The organism is Nonomuraea sp. NPDC050680, from assembly GCF_040654555.1.
Lineage (GTDB): Bacteria > Actinomycetota > Actinomycetes > Streptosporangiales > Streptosporangiaceae > Nonomuraea.
In genome coordinates this window covers 1,193,023-1,217,280 of sequence record NZ_JBFAIF010000001.1, presented here as the reverse complement: position 1 = coordinate 1,217,280, position 24,258 = coordinate 1,193,023, and the positions used below count along the sequence as shown (strand labels likewise).

General features: G+C 69.9%; 23 protein-coding genes. 13 read left to right on the top strand and 10 right to left on the bottom strand.

The features are described 5' to 3' along the window. Positions 1–10: 10 nt before the first annotated feature. From AB0H88_RS05560 to AB0H88_RS05540, 5 genes are all read right to left on the bottom strand, one after another. Positions 11–970: a glycine betaine ABC transporter substrate-binding protein gene (locus AB0H88_RS05560; RefSeq protein ID WP_357641578.1), complete on the bottom strand. Its 960-nt coding sequence runs from the start codon at positions 968–970 to the stop codon at positions 11–13. Between the two features lie 55 nt (positions 971–1,025). After that, the gene (locus AB0H88_RS05555; RefSeq protein WP_357641576.1) at positions 1,026–1,745 is read right to left on the bottom strand and encodes an ABC transporter permease; all 720 of its coding nucleotides are present in this window, start codon (positions 1,743–1,745) and stop codon (positions 1,026–1,028) included. A 44-nt stretch (positions 1,746–1,789) separates the two neighbouring features. Beyond that, on the bottom strand, positions 1,790–2,848 hold the full coding sequence (locus AB0H88_RS05550; protein ID WP_357641575.1) for an ABC transporter ATP-binding protein: 1,059 nt from the start codon (positions 2,846–2,848) through the stop codon (positions 1,790–1,792). Continuing rightward, entirely contained in the window at positions 2,835–3,488 is a 654-nt protein-coding gene (locus tag AB0H88_RS05545; RefSeq protein ID WP_357641573.1) for an ABC transporter permease, read from the bottom strand. The genes AB0H88_RS05550 and AB0H88_RS05545 overlap by 14 nt, the downstream gene beginning before the upstream one ends. Before the next feature lie 261 nt (positions 3,489–3,749). After that, a complete protein-coding gene (locus tag AB0H88_RS05540; protein ID WP_357641571.1) occupies positions 3,750–5,000 on the bottom strand; it encodes an MFS transporter in 1,251 nt (416 codons plus the stop codon). Between the two features lie 83 nt (positions 5,001–5,083). On the opposite strand from AB0H88_RS05540, the gene AB0H88_RS05535 reads away from it, so the two are divergent. The 4 genes from AB0H88_RS05535 (at position 5,084) to AB0H88_RS05520 (ending at position 11,885) form a co-directional block, all read left to right on the top strand. Further along, entirely contained in the window at positions 5,084–5,563 is a 480-nt protein-coding gene (locus AB0H88_RS05535) for an Rrf2 family transcriptional regulator (protein ID WP_357641569.1), read from the top strand. A gap of 100 nt (positions 5,564–5,663) precedes the next feature. Then, positions 5,664–6,383, top strand: a complete 720-nt coding sequence (locus AB0H88_RS05530; RefSeq protein ID WP_357641567.1) for a cupin domain-containing protein — start codon at positions 5,664–5,666, stop codon at positions 6,381–6,383. A gap of 72 nt (positions 6,384–6,455) precedes the next feature. Beyond that, complete coding sequence (locus tag AB0H88_RS05525) at positions 6,456–8,345, top strand: DUF2264 domain-containing protein (protein ID WP_357641565.1); 1,890 nt, start codon at positions 6,456–6,458, stop codon at positions 8,343–8,345. Positions 8,346–8,645: 300 nt separating this feature from the next. Further along, entirely contained in the window at positions 8,646–11,885 is a 3,240-nt protein-coding gene (locus AB0H88_RS05520) for a hypothetical protein (RefSeq protein ID WP_357641563.1), read from the top strand. 55 nt (positions 11,886–11,940) lie between these two features. On the opposite strand, the gene AB0H88_RS05515 is transcribed toward AB0H88_RS05520, so the two are convergent. Both AB0H88_RS05515 and AB0H88_RS05510 read right to left on the bottom strand, forming a co-directional pair. Continuing rightward, positions 11,941–13,284: a hypothetical protein gene (locus AB0H88_RS05515; RefSeq protein WP_357641561.1), complete on the bottom strand. Its 1,344-nt coding sequence runs from the start codon at positions 13,282–13,284 to the stop codon at positions 11,941–11,943. A 10-nt stretch (positions 13,285–13,294) separates the two neighbouring features. Further along, positions 13,295–13,603: a hypothetical protein gene (locus AB0H88_RS05510; protein ID WP_357641559.1), complete on the bottom strand. Its 309-nt coding sequence runs from the start codon at positions 13,601–13,603 to the stop codon at positions 13,295–13,297. Between the two features lie 119 nt (positions 13,604–13,722). Between AB0H88_RS05510 and AB0H88_RS05505 the strand changes: the two genes are divergently transcribed. The 8 genes from AB0H88_RS05505 (at position 13,723) to AB0H88_RS05470 (ending at position 21,708) form a co-directional block, all read left to right on the top strand. After that, complete coding sequence (locus AB0H88_RS05505; RefSeq protein WP_357641557.1) at positions 13,723–14,610, top strand: hypothetical protein; 888 nt, start codon at positions 13,723–13,725, stop codon at positions 14,608–14,610. Positions 14,611–14,945: 335 nt separating this feature from the next. After that, positions 14,946–15,707, top strand: a complete 762-nt coding sequence (locus AB0H88_RS05500) for an endo alpha-1,4 polygalactosaminidase (RefSeq protein ID WP_357641555.1) — start codon at positions 14,946–14,948, stop codon at positions 15,705–15,707. Between the two features lie 146 nt (positions 15,708–15,853). Next, positions 15,854–17,176 (top strand): ABC transporter substrate-binding protein, encoded by a 1,323-nt coding sequence (locus tag AB0H88_RS05495; RefSeq protein ID WP_357641553.1) that lies wholly within the window; start codon positions 15,854–15,856, stop codon positions 17,174–17,176. Positions 17,177–17,186: 10 nt separating this feature from the next. Beyond that, entirely contained in the window at positions 17,187–18,137 is a 951-nt protein-coding gene (locus AB0H88_RS05490; protein WP_357641551.1) for a sugar ABC transporter permease, read from the top strand. Then, positions 18,134–19,015: a carbohydrate ABC transporter permease gene (locus tag AB0H88_RS05485; protein WP_357641550.1), complete on the top strand. Its 882-nt coding sequence runs from the start codon at positions 18,134–18,136 to the stop codon at positions 19,013–19,015. Before AB0H88_RS05490 ends, AB0H88_RS05485 begins: the two co-directional genes overlap by 4 nt. A 26-nt stretch (positions 19,016–19,041) precedes the next feature. Beyond that, positions 19,042–20,025, top strand: coding sequence for a carbohydrate kinase family protein (locus AB0H88_RS05480; protein ID WP_357641548.1), 984 nt, complete (start codon positions 19,042–19,044; stop codon positions 20,023–20,025). A gap of 5 nt (positions 20,026–20,030) precedes the next feature. After that, the gene (locus AB0H88_RS05475) at positions 20,031–21,338 is read left to right on the top strand and encodes an alpha-glucosidase/alpha-galactosidase (protein ID WP_357641546.1); all 1,308 of its coding nucleotides are present in this window, start codon (positions 20,031–20,033) and stop codon (positions 21,336–21,338) included. 136 nt (positions 21,339–21,474) lie between these two features. Then, positions 21,475–21,708, top strand: a complete 234-nt coding sequence (locus AB0H88_RS05470) for a DUF6289 family protein (RefSeq protein WP_357641544.1) — start codon at positions 21,475–21,477, stop codon at positions 21,706–21,708. Positions 21,709–21,747: 39 nt separating this feature from the next. On the opposite strand, the gene AB0H88_RS05465 is transcribed toward AB0H88_RS05470, so the two are convergent. Continuing rightward, positions 21,748–22,284 (bottom strand): XdhC family protein, encoded by a 537-nt coding sequence (locus AB0H88_RS05465; RefSeq protein ID WP_357641542.1) that lies wholly within the window; start codon positions 22,282–22,284, stop codon positions 21,748–21,750. A 122-nt stretch (positions 22,285–22,406) separates the two neighbouring features. Between AB0H88_RS05465 and AB0H88_RS05460 the strand changes: the two genes are divergently transcribed. Then, positions 22,407–23,159 carry a poly-gamma-glutamate hydrolase family protein gene (locus AB0H88_RS05460; protein WP_357641541.1) on the top strand — a complete coding sequence of 251 codons (753 nt, stop codon included), beginning with the start codon at positions 22,407–22,409 and terminating at the stop codon, positions 23,157–23,159. A gap of 81 nt (positions 23,160–23,240) precedes the next feature. Here AB0H88_RS05460 and AB0H88_RS05455 read toward each other — a convergent pair whose 3' ends face one another. Beyond that, positions 23,241–23,723: a metallophosphoesterase family protein gene (locus tag AB0H88_RS05455; protein WP_357641539.1), complete on the bottom strand. Its 483-nt coding sequence runs from the start codon at positions 23,721–23,723 to the stop codon at positions 23,241–23,243. After that, positions 23,720–24,193, bottom strand: coding sequence for a GNAT family N-acetyltransferase (locus AB0H88_RS05450; protein WP_357641537.1), 474 nt, complete (start codon positions 24,191–24,193; stop codon positions 23,720–23,722). The genes AB0H88_RS05455 and AB0H88_RS05450 overlap by 4 nt, the downstream gene beginning before the upstream one ends. Positions 24,194–24,258 lie beyond the last annotated feature (65 nt).

Sequence of the window (24,258 nt, the reverse complement as noted above, 5' to 3'; positions counted from 1 at the left end):
GTGAGGCCGGCTATGCCTTGCCGAGGAAGCCCGAGGTGCTGAGCCAGTCGGCGGAGACCTTGTCCGGCTCCTCGCCGTCGACGTCGACCTGGGCGTTGAGCTTGCGCATGGTCGTGTCGTCCAGCTTGGCGATCACCGGCTTGAGCACCTTCTCCAGCGCCGGGTACTTCTGGTAGGTCTCGTCCCGTACGTTGACGGCGGCGTTGTAGATCGGGAAGAAGTGCTTGTCGTCCTGCAGCACGGTCAGGCCGAGCGCGGCGATGCGTCCGTCGGTGGTGTACACCTCGCCGAAGTTGCAGGTCTGGCCCTTGTCGGTCTCGGTGTAGACGACGCCGGTGTCCAGCTGGCTGATCTTGTCCTTGGGGATGTTCAGGTCGTACGCCTTGGACAGCCCCGGCAGCCCGTCGTCACGGGTCGAGAACTCCGACTCGACGCACAACGACGCCTCATTCGGGTTGGTCTTGGCGAGTTTCGCCACGTCGGAGACCGTCTTGACGCCCAGCTGCTGGGCCTTCTCGGAGCGGATCGCCAGCGCGTAGGTGTTGTTCAGCGGCGTCGGCCCGATCCAGCGGATCTTGTTCTTCGCCAGGTCCTCCTCCGCGGTGGCCTTGAACTGCTTGGCCGAGTCCGGGATGGGAGTGGCGTTCTTCAGGTGCTCGATCCAGCCGGTGCCCGAGTAGTCCCAGTACATGTCGATCGCCTTGGACGTCAGCGCCTGGCGGTTCGGCACGGTGCCGCCGAGGTTGGTCTTGTCCACGACCTCCGCCCCGTGCGCCTTGAGCAGTTGCACGGCGATCTGCCCGAGCACGATGTTCTCGGTGAAGTCCTTGGAGCCGACGATGAACTTGGCGCCGGACAGCTCGTCGCCCGCGCTGGCGGCCTCGACCCCGCCGCCGGAGCCGCAGGCGCTCGTGGCGGTCAGGGTCAGGGCGGCGGCGGTGAGCAGGGTGAACGTCTTGCGGACACGCATACGAAAAACACCTCTTGAAGCTGGGCTTACGGTACTTGCGGTAGGAGAGGGGGAGTCAGATGCCGCGCGGCTTGAGCAGGTTCTCGGCGAGCCCGCCGAGCCAGTCGATGAAGAGGGCGATGCTCGCCGTCAGCACGGCGCCCGCGATGGTCACGGGCATGCGGTTCAGCTTGAGCCCGTTGATGATCAGCTCGCCGAAGCCGCCCGCGGCGACGAACGCGCCGAGCGTGGCGACGCCGACGGTCAGCACGAGTGCGGTCCGCAGCCCGGCGAGGATCGCCGGCACGGCCAGCTTGAGCTCCACGCGGCGCAGCACCTGTCCCTTGGTCATTCCCATGCCGCGCGCGGCCTCGATGAGCGCCGGGTCGACCTGCTGCACGCCGACCATCGTGTTGCGCAGTACGGGCAGCACCGCGTAGGCGACCAGGCCGACCAGGGCGGTCTGGAAGCCGACCCCCAGCAGGAACGTGCACAGCACGAGCAGCCCGATGCACGGTATCGCCTGGCCCAGGTTGGCCAGGGTGAGGATGATGGGGGTGATCAGCCGGTTGCGGGCCCGGGAGGCGACGATGCCCAGGGGGATCGCGATGACCACCACGAGCGCGGTCGCCGCGAGCGTCATCTGGATGTGCTCGACGGCCTTGGCCAGGATGACCTCACGGGTGAGGCTGCGGCTCTCGATCGAGTCCAGCTCCTGCGCGCCGAGCCAGGCGTACAGGGCGATCAGTACGCCGCAGAGGGCGATGGGGGTGATGACGTACCGCAGACCTGACACGCGCCCGAGTGAGCGGGTCCGGCCTGCGCTGAGTGTCGCGGCGGTCACCTGCCGACCACCTCCTCTCGGGAGGTGTCCGGCGGGGGTACGGCGCTCACCGGCTTCGGTCCGGATCCCACCGACGTCAGTCGAGGGGCAGACGCCGGCTCGGTTCCCACGGCCTCGCACAGCGCGCCGTAGGTGAGGACGCCGGACGGCGAACCGCAGCGGTCGGTGCCGTGCGCGAGCATGACGTCCAGGGCCTCGCGCAGGCTGGCGTCCGCGGTGATCTGCGGCAGGTCCGCGCTACCCGGCTGCTGCCTGCACTCCACGTCCCCCACACGCAGCAGCGCGAGGCGCTTGAGCGTGGCGTCCTGGCCGATGAAGCCGGCCACGTAGTCGTCCGCCGGGTTGGCCAGGATGTTGGCGGGCGTGTCGTACTGGGCGATGTGCGATCGCTCCTTGAGCACGGCGATGCGGTCGCCGAGCTTGATGGCCTCCTCGAAGTCGTGCGTGACGAAGATGATCGTCTTACGCAGCTGCTTCTGGAGCTTGACGAACTCGTTCTGCAGGTGCTCGCGAGTGATGGGGTCGGTCGCGCCGAAGGGCTCGTCCATCAGCATCACGGGGGGATCGGCGGCCAGCGCCCTGGCGACGCCCACGCGCTGCTGCTGCCCGCCGGACAGCTCGCGGGGGTAGCGGTCGTGGTAGGCCGACGGCTCCAGGTTGACCAGGGAGAGCAGTTCCTCCACCCGGTCGGCGGTCTTGGCGGCGGTCCAGCCGAGCAGCTTCGGCACCAGGCCGATGTTCTGGCCGATGGTCAGATGCGGGAACAGTCCCACCTGTTGGATGGCATAGCCGATGTGCCTGCGGAGCTCGTCGGGCTGCAGGCTCAGCACGTCCTCGCCGCCGATGCGGATCTCGCCCGACGTGGGCTCGACCAGGCGGTTGATCATCTTCATCGTGGTCGTCTTGCCGCACCCGGACGGGCCGACGAAGACCACGAGCTCGCCGGCGGGGATGTCGAGGTCGACGTGGTCCACCGCGGGCGCGGGCTGTCCCGGGTAGTGCTTGGTCAGCGCGCGCAGCTCGATGCTCGCGCCTCCGGTGTCACGATCGAACACGAAGCCCCCTGGGAATGGTCAGTTGACGTACGGCGAAGAAGAACAGGTCGAACAGCACGGCGATGACCACGATGCCGAGCGTGCCGGCGAGCGTCGCGTTGAGCGCGTTCACCGAGCCCAGCCGGGACAGGCCTTCGAAGATCTGCGTGCCGAGGCCGGGGCCGTCGACGTAGGCGGCGATGGCCGCGATGCCGATGAGCATCTGCGTGGCCACGCGCACGCCGGTGAGGATCAGCGGCCAGGCCAGCGGCAGCCGCACTTTCAGCAGGACGCGGGTCCGGCTCATGCCCATCCCGCGGCCCGCCTCCACCATGGCGGCGTCGACGCCGCGCAGCCCGGTCATCGTGTTCCTGATGATCGGCAGGAACGCGTACGCGGTCAGCGCGACCAGCGTGGATCCCCAGCCGAGTCCGGTGATCGGGATGAGCAGGGTGAGCAGGGCGAGGGAGGGGATCGTCAGGATAGCGGCGGAGATCGCCAGCGAGATTCCCCGGGCTTTTGGAATGTCATGGGCGAGGAGCCCGATGCCGACGCCGACTGCCGTGGAGACGCCGATGGCGACGCCGACGACGAGGGCGTGTTCCCCGGCGGCCAGCGAGAGGGTGTCCCAGCGTGAGACGACGTACTCGCTGAAATTCATAGAGTGACCGCCTTTACTTACGCTTGCATGAGTCTGTAAACGTATGTGACTAATGGCCGTCAGCGCAAAGTCAGTCGAGGTCAGGGGCTTGCAATAGCGCTCGTGAGGCCCCGTCCATTGCGGAAATGCGTCCGTTTTGTCATGTTTGACGGTGGTGTGCCCCCTCACTCTGGCCGGCCACCCCGTACCCGAAACGCTGGACCGCCAGACCACCAAACTGGCCAGGTAGCTGGTGCGGAGCTTCGCCGAGGAGATCCCGATCTACCGGCGCTTGCCCAGGGAAGGGCTTAGCCGGGCGATGGGGAGCAGCATCGCGGCGGTCAGCCCGCCGAGCAGGCCGAAGGCCAGGTGGAAGTCTCCTGTGACGTCACGTAGTGCTCCTACCAGCAGGGGCGCCAGCGCGGCGCAGGCGTAGCCGACGAAGAACGCCATCGCGCTGATCCGCCCGGCCTCGGCGGCGTCGCGGCTCACCACCACGGGCAGCGTCAGGACGAGCGTGAACAGCCCGCCGTGACCGACGCCCAGGGCGGCGATCCACACCCAGGTGGCCGTCGCCGGCGCCGCCGCCAGTCCCGCGAACCCGATCGCTGTCAACGCCGTCGTCAGGACCAGCCCCGCGCGCCTGTCCCGCCCTTCACCCAGCAGCGCCGGTACGGCCAGCATGGCGACGACCTGGATGGAGATCAGCACGGTCAGCAGCACGCCCGCACCGGTGGCGTCACGGTGCCCGTCCTCGTGGAGCAGGGGGACGATCCAGGCGAGTTCGCAGTAGTACAGGGCGGAGTTGACGGCGGACAGCACGGTGATGCGCCAGGCCGAACCGCTCCGCCAGGGCAGCCCTTTGGTGACAGGCCCCGCCGGAGTCGCCGTCTGGCGCGCCCCGGTTTGGGCCGCCCCGGTTTGGGCCGCGCCGGTTTGGCTCGTACCCGCGAGGGCTGGGGTGCTGTCGAGGTCCAGGGAGGTGCGGGAGGCCGACCAGATCGCCATGCCCGCCACCGCGAGCACCGACCAGGAGGCCAGCGCGCCCGGCCAGGAGCCGATGGCCTCGGCCAGGGGCGCGGTCACCCCGGCCGCGACCGCGCCGCCCAGGCCGAGCCCGGCGGTGTAGATGCCGGTGACCAGGCCCGCGCGGCCGGCGAAGCGCGTCTTGACCACGGCCGGCAGCAGCGTCTGCGCGATCGCGATCCCGGCGCCGACGGCCGCCGCGCAGGTCAGCTGCAGCCAGGCGGAGCCGCCGAAGACGCGGGCCGCCGTCGCCACGGCGATGACGACCAGCCCGAGCAGCACGCCGCGCCGCAGCCCGAACCTGCGGCCGACCACGGCGGCCAGGGGAGCGCAGACTCCCATGGCCAGCGTCGGGATGGTCGTCAGCAGCGCCACTCCCGTGGCGGACAGGTCGAGGTCGGTGCGGATGCGGTCCACCAGAGGGGACACGGCGGCAATCGCCGGTCGCAGGTTCGCCGCGGCGACGAACAGCGCGACGGTGGCCGCTCCGAGAGCGGTACGTGTCATGGGTGCTCCAAGTTGATCTCGGATATTTTCCATCCGAGTTCTATCACGGACATTGCTTGTCCGGAATGGGTAGGGTGTCTGACATGAAGATGTCCAACGGGGTGGAGTGGGCACTGCACAGCTGCGTCACGCTCAGCCAGAGCCGGGATCCGGTGCCGGCGGCGCGGCTCGCGGAGCTGCACGGCACCCCGCCGGCGTACCTGGCCAAGCATCTCCAGGCGCTCTCCCGAGCGGGCATCGTACGGTCTACGGCCGGGCAGGTCGGCGGCTACCTCCTCACCCGGCCGGCCGCGGCGATCACCGTGCTGGAGGTGGTCCAGGCCGTCGACGGTGACTCACCCGCCTACCGGTGCACGGAGATCCGGCAGCAGGGGCCGCTGGCCGTACCGGCCGAACGGTGTGAGCGGCCGTGCGCGATCGCCCGCGCGATGGCCTCGGCGCAGGAGGCCTGGTCCGGCGCGCTGGCGGGCATCACGATCGGGGACCTCGCGGCGGGCATCGACGCCGACAGCGACGGTACGGCCATGGCCGACGTACGCCGCTGGCTGGCCGCCCCGGCATGATCTCGCGTGTGACCGTATCCAGTATGGTCGGGCCGATCGGCCGGTTGCCTGGCGCGAGAGGGATGGCGTGAATGAAACATCGAATGTTGGGGGTGCGCTGATGACGTTCCCCGGAGGCACGTCGGTCACCCGGTTGTCGGTCTACTCGGGCGCGTGTTCCGACGGTCTGGAGGGCGGTACGCCGCATATGCACACCGCCTCCACCGAGGCGTACGTCGTCATAGGCGGCAGTGGCGCGTTGCAGACCCTCGACCTGCGCGGTTTCCGGGAGACGGAGCTGAGCGGCGGTTCGACGGTGTGGTTCACGCCGGGCACGATCCACCGGGCGATCAACCGGGGCGGGCTGGAAGTGGTCGTGGTGATGCAGAACGCCGGGCTGCCCGAGGCGGGCGACGCGGTGATGACGTTCCCGCCGGAGATCTTGGCGGACGCGGCCCGCTATCGGGAGGCGGCCACGCTGCCTTCCGGCGAGGGAGCTGAGGAGGCCGTGCGGCGTCGCCGTGATCTGGCGGTGGAGGGGTTCCTGCGGCTGTCCGAGAGCCTGGCCGACGGGGATCCTGGACCGTTGCGGGAGTTCTATGACAGCGCGGTGGCACTGGTACGTCCCAGGGTCGCGGGCTGGCGGCGTACCTGGGAGGACACCGTCGCCCGGCAGACCCGCCACACCGCCGAGGTGCTCGACGCGCTGGAACGCGGCGACGGGACGCACCTAGGCGAGGCCACGCTGCTCGAATCCCCGCCCGAGGCCCGCTGGGGCATGTGCGGCCGCCTGCACACCCACGACGTCGCCCACCCGCAGGTCCACTCGGCCCCCAGCTGATCGAGACGCGGGTGATCCTTCGCGGCAGCACCCCTCCCCGGTCTCGTTGATCGCGAGCCGTATTATCCGCTTATGTCATCGCTGCGCCTCCCACCTGCCGATACCGACTTGTCCGCCTACACCGGCTGGACCCGGGCGCACTGGGAGGCCGTGGCGGATCACCTGTTGGCAGCCGTGGTGCCGTACGCCACCGATGACTTCGCGCAGTACCGCATGCCGGGCAGGGAGAGCCGGTCGGGGCCGGTGAGTGACGGCTTGGAGGGGTACGCCCGCACGTTCCTGCTGGCCGCGTTCCGGATCGCCGGGGCGGGCGGCGCGGTGCCGCCCGCTCTCCTGGAGCGGTACGCCCGGGGGCTGGTGGCGGGGACCGACCCGGCGCACCCGTACGCCTGGCCGCCGCTGACCGACATGTCCCAGCCGCTGGTCGAGGCGGCCTCGATCGCGCTGGCGCTGCACGAGACCCGGCCCTGGCTGTACGACCGGCTGTCCCCGGCCGAGCAGGAGCGGGTGGTGCTTTGGCTGGCGGGCTTCGTCGGCAGGCGGACGCCGGACAACAACTGGGTGCTGTTCCGGGTGGTCGTCGAGCAGTTCCTGGCCGAGGTGGGCGGGCCGTACAAGCTTGACGAGATCACCGGCGGTTTGGAGCGGATCGAGGAGTGGTACGTCGGAGACGGCTGGTACTCCGACGGCGCGGGCAAGAACTTCGACTACTACGCGGGCTGGGCCCTGCACCTCTACCCGCTGCTGTGGGCCAGGATGGCCGGGGACGACGCCCGCCTGGAGCGTTACGGTGAGCGGTTGCGGGCCTTCCTGGGCCAGTACCAGCACCTGTTCGCCGCCGACGGCGGGCCCGTGCACCAGGGGCGGTCGCTGACCTACCGGTTCGCCACGGTCGCGCCGCTCTGGCTGGGCGCGCTGACCGGCTCCTCGCCGCTCCCGCCCGGCCGGACCCGGCGGATCGCCAGTGGGGTCCTGCGCCACTTCGTCGAGCGGGGCGTGCCGGACGAGCGGGGGCTGCTGACGCTCGGCTGGTACGACACCTTCCTGCCGGTCACGCAGAGCTACTCGGGGCCGGGCTCGCCCTACTGGGCCAGCAAGGCGTTCCTCGGCCTGCTGCTGCCCCCCGAACACCCGGTATGGACGGACGCCGAGGCCCCGGCGCCGATCGACCTCGCGGACCAGGCGGTGGCGATGCGCCCGCCGGGGTGGCTGCTGCACGCCACCCGCGAGGACGGCGTGGTCCGGCTGATCAACCACGGCAGCGACCGGGACCGGATCCAGGACCCGTCGGGGGTGCCGGACCCGCACTACCTCAAGCTCGCCTACACCAGCCACACCGGCCCCGACCTGGGGGAGACGCTCGGCATCGACGGGGAGGTGGTCGTCGTCGCGCCGGACGGGGCCGTCTCCCGCAGGCGCCGCATCGAGCCGCTCGCGACGCAGGACCGGTTCGCCGCCTCCGCCTACCGCGACGACCTGCCGGCCGGGCCGGTCCACGTGGTGACGGCCTCGGTGGTGGACGGAGCGGCCGAGGTACGGATCCACCGGGTCACCGCCCCCGCCGGACACCAGGTCAGGGACGGTGGCCACGCCATCGCGGGGGAGGAGCCGCCCACGGCCCGCAGCGGCGAGCTCTGGGCGTCGGCGCGGCGCGCGGACGGGCTGGTCAGCGTGGTGCGCGGGCTGCACGGCTACACGAGGGCCGGGGTGGCGGCCGCGGCGGGCGCGAACGCCTTCGGGCGGCACTCGGCCACCCCGTACGTACTCGCGGACGCGCACCCGGGCGGAACCGCCGTGTACGTCAGCCTCATCCTGCTCACCGGCGCGGACGAGGCGCGGCCCCCGGAGGTACGGGTCGACGGCGACCAGGTCACCCTCGACCTGCCGAGCGGCGACTCGGCAACGGTCCGCCTCACCGAGACCCCCACCTGCGTCCGGGTCAATTTCGCGGCGGCTCGGTGAGTACGCGATCATCAACCTTGAACCCTTCACGCGGGGGCGCCCGATGCGGGGCCGGGTGACGGCCGGGCAGCTCGCCCGCCTGGCCTGACGACCTGCCGAAAGCCGAAAGCAGCCGAAAACCTTTTCGCAACGTACGCCAAGGCAGTCCGCCGCGCCGATTGACAGGGCCCTTATATCGGTCTACGTTTCCGAAAACCTTTTATTTAGCCGATTCAACAGAAAGGATTGTTAGCGCTACCACAACCAAGCGCTAGGTTCGATCACTCCCCCCAAGCGTTCGATCGGATCGGATCACTCTGCATGAGAAGAATCATCACGGCCCTCCTGCTCATCGCGGGAACACTCGTCGTAGGCGCTCCCGCGCAGGCTGCCCAGACCATCGGATACCCCACCTTCGGCGGCCAGGCGATCCCGGCCGCGCCCGGTACGTACACGACCGGCAACATGATGCAGGCCATCTACGACGCGGAGAGCTCGGGCACGGACTTCTGGATGGACCGGCTGCTGGCCCGCCCCGGCAACGACCCGGCCGGAACCTGGCTCATGTCACGGGGACGCGCCCTGTTCATGAAGACCCATGACCCGGGCACCCTCGGTTTCGGCGGCCAGGTGGCGTACTGGGAGAGCATCAGCAACAACAACGCCTACACCGTCGCCATCACGCCGGGCACCTTCACCGAGCAGGTCAACTCCCGCTGGCAGGCGCCGAGCTACTGGAAGAGCGTGCACACCAGCGGCTCCGTCACGGTGAACCAGACGAAGTTCATCACCAACAACAACGTCGCCGTGACGAACCTGTCGATCACGAACGGCGGCTCCAGCTCGACCACCCTGCAGCTGCGGGCGACCTCCCCGTACGCCACCTCGGGGAGCGGCAGCGAGCTGACCGGGCAGGTCAACGCCTACAACAACCTCACCACGATCTATCCCCGGCTGACCGGTGACGGCTTCACCGTCTCCAGCGGCGGTCTGAACAGGTCCGTGACGATCCCGGCCGGAGGGACCGTGACCGCCAAGGTGGTCATGGGCTTCGTCACCAACGAGATCCCCGAGTCGCGGACCGAGTACGACGCCTACGCGGGATACACCAACGCCACCGCCTTCGCCACCCACGTACGGGCCTACAACCTGTGGTGGGCGCAGAACGTGCCCTACATCGACGTGCCCGAGCCGGCCATCAAGAAGAACATCTACTACCGCTGGTGGCTGATGCGCTTCAACAACCTCGACGCCGACATTCCCGGGCAGACGTTCCAGTTCCCCACCTCGACCGAAGGCGTGCTGGGCTACAACAACGCCATCGCGCTCACCCAGCCCATGCACATCGACGACCTGAAGTACCTGCGCAACCCGATCTACTCCTACGGCGACTGGCTGAGCGTCGGGCAGATCTCCAAGAACGGCCGCTTCCTCGACAACCCGGGCGATCCCGAGAACTGGTCCAACAGCTACACCCAGTACATCGCCGAGGCGGCGTGGAAGAGCTACCAGATCCACGGCGGCCAGCCGGCGATCGCCGCCAACCTGGCGCGCTACGCCGAGGGGGACGTCAAGGGCCAGCTCTCCTACTACGACCACGACAACAACAAGCTCATCGAGTATGACTGGGGCGCCCTGACCGGCAACGACGCCGACGCCGTCTCCTTCCACTGGAAGCCCGGCAACATGGACCGCGCCGAGTCGGCCTACCAGTACAGCGGCGCGCTGGCCGCCGCGCAGGCCTATGAGGCGGTCGGCAACACCGCCAAGGCCACCGAGATGCGCACGCTCGCCACACAGATCCAGAACGCCATCGTCAACGTGCTGTGGAACCCCAACCGGCAGCTGTTCGAGCACCGGCTGAAGTCCACCAACGAGTGGGTGCCATGGAAGGAGATCAACAACTACTACCCGTTCGCCGTCGGCGCCGTCCCCAACACCGCGACGTACAAGCAGGCGCTGCGCCTGTTCGACGATCCGGCGCAGTATCCGATCTTCCCCTTCTACACCGCCAACCAGGCCGACAAGGCGGCCTCGGGCACCGGCAGCAACAACTTCTCCACGATCAACTCCACCGTGCAGTTCCGCCTGCTCTCCTCGGTGCTGCGGAACTACTCCAACTCGTGGATCGACGCGAGCTGGTACAAGAAACTGCTGTACTGGAACGCCTGGGCCCAGTACATCAACGGCAACACCCAGTACCCCGACGCCAACGAGTTCTGGGCCGACTGGAACGGCTCCTCGATCACCTACCGCTCCTGGATCCACCACAACATCCTGGGCAGCAGCAACTGGACCGTGATCGAGGACGTGGCGGGGCTGCGCCCGCGCAACGACGCGAAGGTGGAGCTCTCGCCGATCAACATCGGCTGGCCCAACTTCACCGTCAACAACCTGCGCTATCGCAACGCCGACCTGACCATCGTCTGGGACGACCCGTCGGACGGCGTGGTCCGTTACCCGGGCGTGCCCGAGGGCTACTCCATCTTCATCAACGGCAGCAGGGTCGCCACGGTCAACTCGCTGGTGCCCTTCACCTGGGACCCGGCCACCGGTGACGTCACCACGAGCGGCACGGTCACCTATCACGTGTCCTCGCCGGGACTGCAGGCGCCCGCGCAGGTGACGCAGAGCAGCGCCCGGATGGTGGACCTGCTGGCCAAGGCCGGGGTCGACCTGACCGCCAACCTGACCAACCTGGCCTCCGGAGCCAGCGTCTCGACCTCCTCCACCGCCTCGGGCAGCACCGCCGCGGGCGCCGTCGACGGCTTCCCGATCAACGAGCCGTTCTGGGGCGGCACCGGCGCCTCTCAGGACTGGTACGAGGTGAACTTCGGAGCCGCCCGCACGCTCAACGAGGTCCGGCTCTACTTCAAGGACAGCCGCCCGGCCAGCGCCACCTACCGGGCGCCCGCCTCGTACGACATCCAGTACTACAACGGCAGCGCCTGGGTCAGCGTGCCCAGCCAGGCCAAGAGCCCGTCGGCGCCACGGGCGAACTACAACGTGGTGCAGTTCCCGGCGATCAGCGCCCAGCGGGTACGGGTGCTGGCCACCAACGCCTCCGGGGCCAAGACCGGGCTCACCGAGGTCAAGATGTACAACCGTGGCGGCACCCAGCAGCCGCCGAGCGGCAACCTGGCCGCCTCGGCGACCCCGTCCGCGTCGAACACCTCCTCCTGGGAGAGCGTCGCCGCCGTCAACGACGGGATCGACCCGCCCTCCTCCAACGACACCGTGAACCCGCGCTGGGGCTGCTGGCCGGAGACCGGGCAGCAGTGGGTGGACCTGACCTGGTCCGCGGCTCAGAACCTGAACAAGGCGGAGGTGTACTTCTTCGACGATGACGACGGCATCGACATGCCCGCGTCCTGGAAGCTCCAGTACTGGAACGGCAGCGCCTATGTCGACGTGCCCGGCGCGAGCGCGTACGGGCTGGCCAAGAACCAGTACAACACCGTGAACTTCACGGCGACCAACACCACCCGCCTGCGGGTGCTGATGACCGGCAACGGCACCAACTCCGTCGGCCTCCTGGAGGTCAAGGCGTACGGACCGTGACCGGCGGGGGCGTGCCTCTCGGGGCACGCCCCCAACCACGGTGATCCGTATGCTGTCAGCGGGGTGGGATGGTCCATGACACCGTGCGCGTCAGTTGCCCGCGGGTGGTGTAAGACCTGGCCCAGCCGAGCTGCTCGAAACGGCCGTTCTCCTGGTTGATCCACCCGGTCTTGGCGCCGTTGTCGTACTTGTTGAAGTTGTACCGGTCGTGGGCGTGGACGGTGATCTCCATCGTCGCCTGGTTCCCGTCGATGCGGACGTTCCCGCTGCCCCAGATCGAGTGGCTGCCCAGGGCGCCGTTCCAGTTGTCCGTCTCGGTCTTGGCCTTGAGCGGCTGGCCGGTCATCTGGAACTCCGACCTGCCGCTCTCCCGGTAGAGCCGCTCGGCCTGCTCCTGCGCCTGGCGGACCGCTCCATCGACCGACTGGCGGACGCTCTTGTCCTCGTCGTACGCCTTCTGGTAGTCGACCTCGAAGTCGCTGCCTGAACCGTCCAGATAGTGCTTGACCGTGGCGGCGGCGTCGTCCCAGCCCGGCATCGCCTCCTCGCCGTGCATGAGGCCCCGCCACTTGTACCAGTTCGCGTAGTCCTCGGCCGTGGGCTTGGCGTCGGGGTCGTACGGCCAGGGATCGTCGAAGCGGATGCCGGGGTCCTGGGGCGGGCCGATGCGGTATCTCCCGGTGAACGGGGCGCCCTTCGGTGAGTCCGGCGGGTCGTGCGGGTGGCGCTGCGGCCGTTCCTCGTCCAGGAACAGGGCGCCTCCGGCAGCCGCCAGCATTCCGGCGGGCCCCAGCGCCTTCTTGAGCCGCGAGGCCGTGGCCACGGCCGGAAACCTGGGCGGCTTGGCGCCGAGCAGGCGGCGCAGGCGGGTCTCCAGCGCCCGGATCAGCGTCCGGCCGAAGTAGCGCTCCAGCTTGCGGCGCAGGGTGGCCACGGCCTGCCTGGCGAAGGTGCGCAGCATCCCGACAGTGGCCCGCGCGCGCAGCGCGGCGAGCCCGCCGGAGATCACCGCCGAGGCCAGCGCCCAGGTCAGAGCTATGAGCACGTACATCGCGAGCAGCTTCAGCAGCAGCTTGAGTATCTCGATGAGCCGGGCGAGCAGGTCATGGGCGTCCGCCATGGCGTGCAGCGAGGCCGCGAGACTGTCCAGGTGGCCGGAGCCGGGCTCGCTGTAGTCGGCCCAGTAGGTGTTGACCGCGTCGATGTGGTCGCCGGCGTTGTTCGTCCCGGCGTGCGCCACGGCCCCGTGTGCGGCGGGGTTGACCTCGCGCTGCAGGGACGTGGCGCACGTACGGTACGCCGTCGCGCACGTACGGATGCCGTCCTCGTCCTCTTTCGGCCATTCCACCCCGAGCAGCCGGAACCCCGGCTCCAGCTCGGGCGTGAGGGTCACCGGCATGGAACTCGCCTCACGAACCCGTCGCCCGGACGGCCTCCTCCGCGGCGGCCACGCCCTTGCGCAGGTCGTCGGCCATCACCTCGATGCCCGTGCCGGTGGCGTGCAGGTTGTGGTGCGTCTGCCCGCAGGCCTGGTGGAGCAGCTCGTTGAGCTGGCCCACGGCCGCGCCCAGCAGGGTGCCGCCGAACGCCGACCCGCCGCTGCCGCCCACGGACAGGAGCAGGTTGTCGGCATGGCGCCGGAACAGGGCGGCGGAGTCCTTCATGTGCCGCCCGGCGCCGCTCAATGCTGCGTGGTCGAAGAGAAACTCCTGGCCCACCGGTCACCCTCATGCAGACATAGGGGCACCTTTAGCCCCTTTCGTCCCATGCTAGACCAGGCGGGCGCATGGCCGTTTCCTGCAAGACCGGGGCACGGTGACCGGGTCATGATGAACGCATGAACATTGATCTTTCCGCGGCCGCCGACTTCATGGCCACCCACGCACGGGTCCTGGACCGCCGCCGCTTCCAGCTCCTGACGGGCGAGCGCGATCCGGCCGCCGCGCTGGCCGCGCTGGACGGCTACCGCAATCCGGACGGCGGCTACGGCTGGGGCCTGGAGCCCGACCTGCGCTCGCCCGAGAGCCAGCCGGGGGCCGCGCTGCACGCCTTCGAGGTGTTCGAGGACGTCGCACCGGCCGCCTGCCCGCGGGCGGCCGAGTTGTGCGACTGGCTAGAGTCGGTCTCGCTGCCCGACGGCGGGCTGCCCTTCGCGCTGCCGTGCGCCTCGAACGCCGGCAACGCCCCCTGGTGGGCGGGTGCCGACAGTACGGTGTCCTCGCTGCAGATCACCTCCGCCACCGCGGCCGTCGCGCACCGCGTCGCCGCCCACCTGCCCGAGGTGGCCGCGCATCCGTGGCTGGAGCGGGCCACCCGTTACTGCCTGGACGCGATCGCGGCCCTCGACCGGCAGCCGCACGCGTACATACTCGCCTTCGCGCTGCGCTTCCTGGACGCCGTGCACGACACCCACCCGGAGGCCGCCGGACTCCTCGACCGGCTGGGCGCGTACCTGCCGGCCGGCGGCCGGCTGCACGTCGAAGGCGGCACCGAGCACGAGATGCTGCGCCCGCTGGACTTCGCGCCGTTCCCGGACCGTCCGGTGCGGGCCCTGTTCGCCCCGGAGGCGGTCGAGGCCGACCTCGACCGCCTGGCCGGGACGCAGAAGGACGACGGCGGGTGGACCGTCGACTACGCCCAGATCTCACCGGCGGGCGTCCTGGACTGGCGCGGCTACACGACCGTCGGCGCGCTCGCCATTCTGCTCCGCAACGGGCGGATCTGACGGCAGGTCCGAGTGGGCTGATCGCCCGGTCGCGGCTTCCTCGCACCAGGAGGCTGCTCTGCCCTGCGGTGTTCCTATCCTCTGTGCAATGCTGCGCTTAATGAGCCTGAAGTGAGCATCTCCGGACTCTTGACAGGAGCGTTCGTGCTCGATTTACTCCGATGAACGCCGGAATCGAGCACCGGCACCAGAGGTACGCCTAGCCGGTAAGTGGCCACCGCCACAAGCCCGGACTAAGTCGCCAGGATCGCTGTCAGCGTCCGAGGCGGGGACGTACCCCCTATCGTCTGGAGATGCCGACGATGAGCCCCACCCGTAGATGCTTAGGCGCTGCCGTGGCCCTTTCGGCCGCGTTGCTCGCCGTCCCCTCGACCGCCTCGGCGGCCGCGGTCACCCTGCCCCCGGTACATGCCGGGTTCGACTACCAGATCGGCGGCGCGTACACACCGCCGGCCGGGGTCACCGTGGTCAGCAGGGACCGGGGCGCCGCGCCCGCCGCGGGGCTGTACAACATCTGCTACGTCAACGCCTTCCAGGTCCAGCCGGGCGAGGAGAACGACTGGGACTCCGACCTGCTGCTGCGTGACGCCAACGGCAAGGTCGTCATCGACGAGGACTGGGGCGAGGCGCTGCTGGACCTGCGGACCGATGCCAAGCGCAAGCGGGTCGCCGCGAAGGTGAACGGCTGGATCGACGGCTGCAAGGCCAAGGGCTACCAGGCCATCGAGCCCGACAACTACGACAGCTACACCCGCTCGAAGAAGCTGCTGACGGCCTCGAACGCCCAGGCGTACATCCGGCTGCTCAGCAGCCACGCCCACGCCCAGGGCGTGGCCATCGCCCAGAAGAACACCTCGGAACTGGCCGGATCGCGCGTCGCGAACGGGCTGGACTTCGCGGTCGCCGAAGAGTGCGGCACCTGGGACGAGTGCGGGGACTACACGGCGGCGTTCGGCAACAACGTGATCGTGATCGAGTACACCGCGTCGGGCCTGAAGAAGGCCTGCTCTGGCTGGGGCACCAAGCTGAGCATCGTCCAGCGCGACGTGGACGTCTCGCCCAAGGGCGCCAGCGGATACGTCCGCAAGACCTGCTGAACGGTCTTCTGGCTGGACGGCCCTCTGGCTGGACGGTCTTCTGCCTGGACGGTCTTCTGCCTGGACGGTCTTCTGCCTGGACGGTCTTCTGCCTGGACGGTCTTTTCCCTGGACGGTCTTCTGACCCACGGTTTTTGGAGGTAAAGATGGAGCGCGTTGCCCCACCGCCCTCCCGTCGGGACGTGCTGCGCGGCGGGTACGCCCTGGCGCTCACGGCGGTGGCGGGAACGGCGCTGGCCGGGTGCGCGAGCGGCGCCGGCAATGGTGTCGGCGCCGACGGGCGGGTCACGATCGAGCTCTGGCACGGGCAGACCGACACCGCCAAAGAGGCCATGGCGCGGCTGGTGGCCGACTTCGAGCGCGCCCACCCCGACATCCGGGTGGACATGGGCGGGGGAGTGCTGGCCGACGCGATGCTGCAGAAGGTCACCGCCGCGCTCGCGTCCGGCTCCTATCCTGACATCGCCTACATCTTCGGGTCGGACCTGGCGAACGTCGCGCGCAGCCCGCAGGTGGTCGATCTGACCAGCATGGTCGAGTCCGGCCCCACGCCGTGGAACGACTTCTGGGCGCCGGCCCGGGCCGCCGTCACGGTCAACGGCCGGGTCCGCGCGGCTCCCGCGCTGCTCGACTCGCTGGCCGTGGTCTGCAACAAGAAGGTGTTCCGCGACGCCGGGGTGCCGCTGCCCCAGCCGGGCTGGAAATGGCCGGAGTTCATCGAGACGGCCAAGCGGCTGACCGACGCGGGACGCGGCCGGTTCGGCACGGGCTGGCCGGGCGCGGCCGATGAGGACACGGTCTGGCGGCTGTGGCCGCTGATCTGGGATCTGGGCGGCGACGTGGTTGCCAAGGACGGGCGCGGCATCGGGTTCGCCGACGCGGGTGTGCAGGCTTTGCAGGTGGTGGAGTCGCTCGCCAAGGACAAGAGCGTCTACATCGACCCCAAGCCCGGCAGCGAGCAGATGTACCAGGTGTTCCTGTCCGGCCTGATGGGGATGTCGATCACCGGTCCGTGGCAGCTGCCCGACATCCAGACCGCCAAGATCGACTACCAGGTGGTGCCCCTGCCCACCTTCAGCGGGCGGCCGATCACGATCTCGGGCCCCGACACCTGGACCATGTTCGACAACGGCGAGGCGCGCGTGAAGGCCAGCCGTACCTTCCTGACCTGGCTGACGCAACCCGCGCAGGACGTGCGCTGGGACGTGGAGGCGGGCAGCCTGCCGCTGAGCCGCCCCACCCAGCAGCTGCCCGCCTGGCGCGAGCAGGAGGCGGACACCGAGGGCCTGCCGGTGTTCGTCAAGACGCTGGAGACGGCCCGCGTACGCCCCACGCACCCCGCCTACCCGCAGATCTCCCAGGCGCTCGGGCAGGCCGTCGTCGCCGTGCTGCTCGGCAGGAGCACCCCCGCCGAAGCGCTGCGCACCTGTGCCGATGAGGCCAACGCCGCCCTGCTCATCCCGCGTTGAGGAGCCTCGCATGTCGTCTCATCCCTCCCCCATCACCATCTCCGGCCACGAGCTGCGGCAACGGGCCCGGCGCCAGGCCCGCCGCCAGGAGTCGGCGACCGCCTGGACGTTCATCACCCCCGCCGTCCTGATCATCCTCGGGCTCAGCATCGTGCCCACGGTCTGGTCGTTCCTGCTGTCCTTCCAGGCCGACGACCTGGTCACGCCCAGCCGCTGGGTGGGGCTGGACAACTACTACGCGCTGACCCAGGACCCGCACTTCGGCCAGGCGGTCCGCAACACGTTGCTCTACACGGTGCTGTACGTCCCGCTCAGCATCGTGCTGGGACTGGCGCTGGCCCTCGCCCTGAACCGGCGGATCAGGTTCGTCGGCCTCTACCGCACGCTGTTCGTGGTGCCGTTCGTCATCTCGGCCACGGCACAGGGGACGCTGTTCTCGTTCATCCTGGACCCGCAGTTCGGGGCGGCCAACGCGGTGCTGCACCGGCTCGGGATCTCTCCCCAGGGGTTCTTCGCCGACCCCGCCCAGGCCCTGCCCGTCCTGGTGGCCGTCAGCTTGTGGAGCGGCCTCGGGTTCTGCGTGGTGGTGTATCTCGCGGCCCTCCAGGACGTACCGCAGCCGCTGATCGAGGCGGCGCGGCTGGACGGCGCCGGGCGGTGGCACCTGCTGCGCCACGTCACCCTGCCCACGCTCACGCCGGTCAGCGTGTTCCTGGTGCTGTGGCAGACCATCAACGCCCTGCAGGTCTTCGACCTGGTGTACGTGACGACCAAGGGCGGCCCGCTCGGCGCCACCACGGTGATCGTCTACTTCATCTGGGAGCAGGCGTTCAAGAACTTCACGGCCGGTTACGGAGCCGCCGCCGCCTACGTCCTCGCCGTGGCCCTGTTCGTGATCGCCGCCGGGTTGCGCGTGATCCGGAGCCGCGAGCGCCAGCGCCTCGAAGGAGCCACCCGATGACGGCGACCGCCACCACCGAACGCCGGGCCGCGCACGCGGGCGTGAGCCGGCCGGGCCGCGCGCGGCGGCTGCCCTTCAGCCCCTGGCACCTGCTGCTGGCGCCGCTCGCGCTGGTCTTCGCGATCCCGCTGATCTGGCTGCTGATCAGCTCCGTGATGACCAACGCGGAGATCAACCGCTTCCCGCCCGCGCTGTGGCCGTCGGGGATCAACCTGGGCGGCTACCGGTACGTGCTCAACAACGCGCTGTTCCCGCGCTGGTTCCTCAACTCACTGATCGTCTCCGGCGTCGCGGTCGCCTCCAACCTGGTGTTCGGCGCGCTGGGCGGCTACGCCTTCGCCCGCATGCGATTCTTCGGCTCCCGCGTCCTGCTGGTGCTGATGCTGGCCACGATGGCAATCCCGTTCCAGCTGACGATGATCCCGACGTTCCTGGTCATGAAGAGCTTCGGGCTCATCGACACGCTGGGCGCGCTGATCGTGCCGTCGCTGGTCACGCCGTTCGCGGTGTTCCTGTTGCGGCAGTTCTTCCTCTCGCTGCCCAGGGAGCTGGAGGAGGCCGCCTGGATGGACGGGTGCTCACGGCTGCGGGTGCTGTTCCGTATCGTGCTGCCGCTGTCGCGGCCCGCGCTGAGCACCGTGGCGATCCTGACGTTCCTGTCCACCTGGAACGATCTGACCTGGCCGCTGATCGCCATCAACCACGACACCCAGTACACCCTGCAACTGGGCCTGGCCACCTTCCAGGGCAAGCACCACACGCAGTGGGCGGCGGTCATGGCCGGGAACGTCATCACGGTCCTGCCGGTGCTGCTCGCCTTCGTCGGCGCCCAGAAGTCCTTCATCCGGTCCATCACCTCCAGCGGCCTCAAGGGCTGAAACCCATCTCCAGCAACAGGAAGTTCATGTTCGACCTGCTTGTCATCGGCGACGCCAACCCCGACGTCATCCTCGGCCCCCTGGACGCCCCGCTCGCCTTCGAGCAGCGCGAGCAGCTCGTCGGCGCCGGCGCGCTCACCCTCGGCGGCTCCGCGGCGATCATGGCCTGCGGCGCCGCGCGTCTGGGCCTGCGCGTCGCCTTCGCCGGGCGCGTCGGCGACGACGACGCCGGCCGCTACGTCCGCGACGCCCTGAACGCCCGTGGGGTCGACACCGAGGCGCTGCGCGTGGATCCGGAGCGGTCCACCCCTCTCACCGTCGTCCTCACCCGCGACGGCGGCGACCGCGCGATCCTGACCGCACCCGGCACCCTGGCCGCCACCGGAGGCGACGACGTGCCCGAGCCGCTGCTGGCCGCCACCCGGCACGTGCACGCCGCCTCCTACTTCCTCATGCCGGGGCTGGCGAAGGCGCTGCCCGGCCTGTTGCGCACCGCGCGGGCCCACGGCGCCACGACCTCGCTCGACACCAACGACGACCCCGCGGGGCTGTGGGATCCGTCGGGGCTGGCCGCCGTACTCGCCGAGACCGACATCCTGCTCCCCAACGCGCACGAGGCACGCCACCTCGCGCGCTCGCTGGACTCTTCGGGCTCCCCGGACTCTTCGGATTCCTTGGCGTCCTTGGCGTCCTTGGAAGCGGCCGCCGCCGCGCTCGCCGCGCGGGGGCCGCTGGTGGTGGTCAAGAACGGCGCGGACGGCGCCCTCTGCCACGACGGGCGCACGCTCGTCACCACCCGCGGCATCACCGTCACCCCCGTGGACGCGGTCGGCGCGGGCGACAGCTTCGACGCCGGCTTCGTCGCCGCGACCCTGGCCGGACTACCCCCCGCCCGAGCCCTGGACCTCGCCGCCGTCTGCGGCGCCCTGTCCACCCGTGCCCAAGGCGGCACCCCGGCCCAGCCCTCTTGGGATGAAGCCGTCGCACACGTCACCAGCGAGGAAAAGTAGCCGACATGAACACCCCGAAGATCGCATTCATCGGCGCCGGGAGCGTCGTCTTCACCCAGGGCCTCCTGGCGGACCTGTTCGCCTTCGCCGAGCTGAAGGAGGCCCGCATCGCCCTGCACGACATCGACGCCGAGCGCCTGAGCACCGCGACGGCCGCCGCCCGGCACATCGCCGCCGAGCGCGGGGCGAGCCCGCTGATCACCGCGCACGCCGACCGGCGCGAAGCGCTCGCCGGCGCCGACTTCGTCATCAACATCGTCCAGGTCGGCATGGGCGAGGCGACCCGCACCGACTTCGAGATCCCCGCCCGGTACGGCGTGCGCCAGACCATCGGCGACACCCTCGGCGTCGGCGGCATCTTCCGCGCGCTGCGCACGTTCCCGCTGCTGAAGGCCCTGGGCGAGGACATCGCCGCCGTCTGCCCCGAGGCATGGCTGCTCAACTACACCAACCCGATGGCGATGAACGTCCAATACCTGGCCGAGGCCACCGGGCTCACCCGCGTGGTGGGGCTGTGCCACTCGGTCTACTGGACGATGCGCGATCTGTCCGACCTGGTGGGCGTGCCGTTCGAGGAGGTGACCTACCGGGCCGCAGGCGTCAACCACCAGGCGTGGGTGCTGCGGTTCGAGCACGACGGCGTGGATCTGTACCCCCGGCTCGACGCCCTGATCGCCGCGGACGAGCAGCTGCGCCGCCGCGTCCGCGTCGACATGTACCGGCGGCTGGGCTACTACCCGACCGAGACCAGCGAGCACTCCTCCGAGTACGTGCCCTGGTACCTGGGCCACGACAGCGAGATCGAGCGGCTGCGCCTGCCCATCGGCGCTTACCTGGACATCGTCGACGAGAACGTGGCCATCTACGAGCGGACCCGCGACGCCCTGGCCGCCGGAGACCCGCTGCCGGTCGAGGGGACCATGGAGTACGCCCCGCAGATCATCCACAGCATCACCACGGGCACGCCCAGGACCATCTACGGGAACGTTCCCAACCACGGCCTGATCAGCAACCTCCCCGCCCGGGGGACCGTCGAGGTGCCCTGCCTGGTCGACGCGATGGGCGTGCAGCCCACCCGCGTCGGCGAGCTGCCCCCGCAACTGGCCGCGCTCAACCGCACCTACCTCAGCATGAACGACCTGGTCGTGCGGGCCGCGCTGGAGGACGACCCGCGCCACATCCGCCACGCCGCCATGACGGACCCGGCGACCGCTGCCGCCCTGCCCGTGGAGCGGATCTGGGAGCTGTGCGACGACATGGTACGAGCCCACGCCGACCGCCTGCAGCCCGCCCTGCGCGCCACCCTCGGCTGAGCCCGCCGCCTTTTCATGACCGTCGCCTACCCGAGCTCAGGACAGTAGAAGTCAAGATCCTCACACGTCTTGAGCTCGGGCCCCCGGTGATCGATCATCAACGGCAGTGCTGCTTCCTCGATCGGGAAGGATCTTCATGATTCGCCGCGTACTGCTGGCCGTACTCCTCGCCCTCGCCACCCTCACGACCTTCACCAGCGCTCCCGCGTACGCCCGAGCCTGCGCGCTCGGCAACTACTGCGTCACCACGTACTACTCCGACTCCTCCTACACCACGGTGGTGGGCGCCATGCACGAGGGCTGTGAGGGCGGCGGCTCCTCCTGGGGCACACGCACGATCTACAAGGACTTCGTCGAGACTCCCTGCTGAACCAGGGACCGCTGAACCAGGCACCGTGGCCGGGTGGCTTCAGAAGGCGAAGCCGCCCGGCCGTCCGTTGCGGTCGGCGAGCAGACCGGCCAGCGTCGCGACGGCGATCTCCGGTGGCGTGCGCGAGCCGATGTTGAGCCCGATCGGCCGGTGCACCCGGGCGACGTCCTCCTCCGGCGCCCCCAGCTCGGCCAGCGCCTGGAGATAGGGCGCCGGATGGCGCGGGCTGCCCATCACCCCAATCCACCGGCACTTGTGCGCGAGCAGCTCGTACAGCACAGCGGCGAGTTCGGGACGGTGGTGGTCGGTGAGCACGATGTCCGCGGTGCCGTCCAGATCCGCCGGGGGCGTGGTGACCACCTCGAACCCCACCGGCGCGACCGCCCGGCCGGGGTCGGGCTCGAAGAGGATCCCGCGGAATCCGAGGTCGGCGCCGTAACGCAGCAGGAAGTCGGCGACCGGCGAGGCGAACACGGCGACGAGGGTGCGGCCTTCGGAACCGGCCGCCGCCCCGCCATGGGCGACGTCACAGAGCGCGTCCGCGTCATGCGCATGGGCGTCATGCGAATGGGCCATGCCAGCAGTCTCGCACGCGATCGGATCGGCGTCGTCCGGGGCGGTTCGCTACGTGCGCGCGGGTAAAGCCGAGTCCATTACCGTGGACGCGACAACCGTTCTCCACAGCTGGGGGCATGACCATGGCAAGCGTTCTCCCGTCGGTACGAGGTCTCGCCGGGGTCGCCCTCGTCGCGGGTGGTATCGCGCTCGTGCCGGCGCCCGCCTCCGCCCAGCACCGCACTCCCGCCGCCTCCGCCCAGCACCGCGTCGCCGACACGTACGCGAACTACGCCGAGCTCGCCGCGCACGAGACCGAAGGCACTGACTACCGGCGCGTTCAGCGCTTCCCTCAGGGCGCGAAGGTGGCGCACATCGCCATCCACGGGGGGAGCATCGAGGCCGGCACGTCCCAGCTCGCGGACTACAGCGCCCAAGCGAGCCAGGCCGCCTTCTACGCGTTCGAGGGCATCAAGGCCACGGGCAACGGCACCCTGCACATCACCGCCAGCCGCTTCGACGAGCCGCGGGCGCTCGCGCTGCTGGCCCGGGTCGACCGTACCGTCTCCTGGCACGGCTACTCCGACAGCACCGAGGCGAGCACGTACGTCGGCGGTCGGGACACGGCGCTGGTCGAGCGGGTCACCGCCGCCCTGCGCGCCGCCGGGTTCACGGTGGCGAAGCAGGTCCCGGACGGTCTCGACGGGTCGAGCCCGGACAACATCGCCAACAAGAACCGCCGTGGCAAGGGCCTTCAGCTGGAGATCAGCACCGCCCAGCGGAAGCAGTTCTTCGCCGACGGCGATCTCACCCGTAGCTCGATCGAGAATCCGGCGAACCGCACCAAGGCGTTCTACGCCTACACCTCAGTGGTCAACAAGGCCCTGAACGGCTGATCGGAACGGCGGATTCGGCAGTCCCCGGGGATCGGGGCGGTCCGGTCCGTCGGCTCTCGTTACGCCGGGGGAGCGGCGCCATCAGGTGACGGGCACGATTTCCGCCGACGCCAGGCGCCCCTCCTCGATCACGAGCAGCCCGATCGTCCCGTGCGGCTGGCGGCGGCGGTCGGTCGGGGAGCCCGGGTTGAAGATCCGCAGCCCGTCCTCGTGATGGTCGAGCGGGATGTGCGAGTGCCCGAACACCACCAGCTCGGCGTCCGGGAAACGCCGCCGCATGCGCTCCCACCGCCCCTTGGCCGTACCGCTGTCATGGATCATCGCCACCCGCAGCCCGGCGAGCTCGAGTTCCAGCGTCTCGGGCGCGTCCACGTCGGGTCCGTCGTTGTTGCCCTTCACCGCATGAACCGGCGCGTACGCCGCCAGCTCGGCCAGCACCGCACCCGTGCAGACATCGCCCGCGTGCAGGATGGCGTCGGCCCCCCGCAGCTGCGCGGCCACCCGGTCCGGACACGACTTCCAATACCGAGGGGCATGGGTGTCGGACAGGACCGCCACTCTCATACCCGCGCCTCCCACCGCACCTCGCCGTCCTGCCACCGGTCGGTGGGGCGCAGCCCGGCGGAGGCGGCGACGGCGGCCGAGGCGGCGTGGTCGGGGTGGATGTGCGCGACGATCGTGTCGATCTCCTGGCCCGCGATCCAGCCGACCAGCGCCTTGGTGGCCTCGCCGGCCAGGCCCCGGCCCTGCCAGGGGGTGCCGACCACCCAGGCGAGCTCGGCGGTGCGGCGGTCGATGGTGGCCTGCATGTAGCCCACCAGGCTGCCGTCCTCGCGCAGCTGGATCACCCAGTTGCGCCAGCCGGCCGGTCCGGCGACCAGCCGTTCATAACGGCTGCGCAGCTCCTGCGCGGTCGCGGGCGCGCCGCCGATGAAGGCGTGCAGGGCGGGATCGGCGAGCACGACGGCCATCTCGTCCGCGTGCTCGACCCGCAGGGGCAGCAGGACCAGCCGTGGGGCTTCGATCATGTCCATAGGGCTCACGATATCCGGGCTGTTCGAGGGTCGATCCCCGGGCTTATGATGCGCTCGACACGCTC